At 54.2% G+C, this 2,551-nt stretch carries 3 protein-coding genes; all 3 read left to right on the forward strand.

Annotated elements, in window-relative coordinates; translation table 11 throughout:
* The first annotated feature begins 128 nt into the window (after nt 1-128).
* Nucleotides 129-1,793, forward strand: a complete 1,665-nt coding sequence (locus tag AC4PR2_RS28335) for a phage tail fiber protein (RefSeq protein WP_492175978.1) — start codon at nt 129-131, stop codon at nt 1,791-1,793.
* Between the two features lie 4 nt (nt 1,794-1,797).
* Nucleotides 1,798-2,331 carry a tail fiber assembly protein gene (locus AC4PR2_RS28340; RefSeq protein WP_492175979.1) on the forward strand — a complete coding sequence of 178 codons (534 nt, stop codon included), beginning with the start codon at nt 1,798-1,800 and terminating at the stop codon, nt 2,329-2,331.
* Nucleotides 2,328-2,551: prophage tail fiber N-terminal domain-containing protein (locus tag AC4PR2_RS28345; protein ID WP_492175980.1), on the forward strand; the 224-nt coding region annotated here is incomplete at its 3' end. The genes AC4PR2_RS28340 and AC4PR2_RS28345, both read left to right, overlap by 4 nt.

Genomic DNA, 2,551 nt, shown 5'->3' on the forward strand with positions numbered 1-2,551 from the left:
CACGTATTGGATCCGATCACCACGCCGCTGCGTATTTATTCCGCGGGTATTCTGGAGTGTTTGCTGGACAGATATAAACCGGCGCATCAGGAATTTCGCTATGTCTACGAACAGCCGGAGGAAAAATAATGTATTTTCTCGACAATAATAGCGGCACGCCGACCATGCCGGCGCTGAAAACAGCGCAGAGCACCACACCGCTGTGGTTTACCGAAGGTGACGGCAGCAAGGGGATCAGTTGGCCGGGTCAGGACTGGTTTAATATCGTGCAGGCGGAGCTATTGGCTATTCTGGCTGCGGCGGGAATTAAACCGGAAAAAGGCAAACTCAATCAGCTTGCTCTGGCGATAAAGGCCACTATTGGCACCGAAGCCTTGCTGCAAAAAAATTACCTCAGTGAAATTGCGAAAGCCGGCAAAGATGCGCAACAAAAAGCGCGAGACAATCTGGGGCTAGGCAAACTCGCGACCAAGGACAGCCTCGGCCCCGGCGACGTGAATGCTTACAGTAAGCAAGAGTCAGATGGACGCTACTTTGCCCGCGGAACGACAGCGACAACCAAAGATGTTGCCTGGAATGCTGCATCGGGTGTTTACAACACACAAGCGGACGGCATGACCATGTTGGTGCACTTTGCCGCCGGCGGCACCGGCAGCACGCGCGCAGCAGATTTCAGGTTCAACTACGGTAATGGTGGACTCGCTTTCCGTTCATCGCGCGATGGCTTCGGGTATGAGAACGGCTGGACGAAGGTCTACACTGACCGCCAGCGGCCAACTGCAGCTGAGGTGCAGGCGGCCGACGTGAGGAACAACTTTGCGGCGAAGATGGGTGCTAACCGCACGCTGCTTAAAGATAGTCAGCCGACCTCGGCCGGGGTGTGGAGCGTCGAGGGCAACACCTGGACACCGGAGGCTTGGGGTACGCTGCTTTGCACCAATAACCGGCCCGACCTTAAAGTCGACAAAGGTAACGGGCAGTTTCATCACTATCTGTTCCTGAGCCACAGTCGCAAGCTCTGGGTAGCGACCAACGTCAACGGCAACTGGAGCGGTTGGCAGGTCATGTACTCGACCAGTAACAAACCCACGGCGGCAGATACGGGCGCATTGTCGCTCACGGGTGGTAAGGTCAGCGGTGAAATCCAGTCGACCTCATCGGACAACTACCGCATCGTGGCCGGTGACTACGGCACATTCTGGCGCAATGATGGCAATAGCCTTTACCTGCTGCTGACAAAGGCTAAAGATCCCTACGGCACCTGGAATAATCTGCGCCCCTTCACGGTTGATGTAAAAACCGGGCAGGTCACGTTTGCTCACGCCGTGGGTATGAACAGCAATCTGACCATTAACGGTGCTTTCCGCGTCGACAAGAATATTTCGATTGGCGAGGATTTATGGGTAGACCGCAACGCCACTGTAACGGGCACCCTGAAAGTCGGCAACAGTACCCATGCTAGCGACGGCAATATCATGGGCAGTCGCTGGGGTAATAAATGGCTTTGGGATGCAGTGATTGAACAAATAAACGGTCGCGTCGATTGGGGCACGTTTAACCGTGAGGTGGGAGCCAGAGCGACGACTGATTACGTTAGGGGGAATTTCGTCCAGGACGTTCGCTTTACGGCAGAACGGCAAGTGGGGGCTAATGAGGTCTGGGACTATCGAAATGGGAATACGGTTCTATCGGGGTTTACCAACCGTGATGGTGACTATTCGATAGAAGGGCTGTATTGGAGCGAAATTCAAATTCTCAAAAACGGTCAGTGGTTGACGATAGGTCGGGGATAATGCGATGAAAAACTATCAGAACTTTACGCTTGGAAAACCGAAAACGCCCGAGCAGGCAGAGCTACAAAACCGGCATAACGTCAAGTTTTTGTTTGCCGAGGATGGCACAGAATGGTACGGCTGCCAGCAAGGCTTCGCCCGCGACACGATCAAGTTCTCCTATGATAGCAAAGGCGTGATCTGCAGTATTGCTATCAATAAGGACGTCTCCACCCTGTGGCCCGATGGGCTGAGCGTGGCAGAGGTCGCCGATACGAGCGCTAACCGACGCGCGGACATTCTAGGTGGCTGGGTTTTCGATGGCCAGACGATCGTCAAGCGGACTTACACACCGAATGAGTTACAGGCACAGGCCGAAGCTTTGCGCGACCGGCTTCTTGCTGAGGCCGCGAAAATAATCGCTCCCCTCCAAGATGCTGTGGATCTAGACGTTGCGACGGAAAGTGAAAAAGAACGCTTACTGGCCTGGAAAAAATATCGTGTTTCGCTAAATCGCATTGACACAATCAAGCCTGAATGGCCGGAGAAGCCACAATGAGCCAAACCGTAAAAATCGGCGGCATCTACCGCGACGCCAATGGCCAGCCTGAGGCGAATGCCGAACTGACATTGACGCTCCAGTTCTCTACGCCCTATGCCACCGTTGGGGCGACCGTTTCGGTCAAGACTGATGACAAAGGCAGTTACAGCGTTGAACTCCATCCCGGCCTTTACCGTACCTGGATTAAACGCAAGGACGGCACGACAGCACCTGTTGG

This window comes from Serratia sp. A07 (assembly GCF_058725505.1).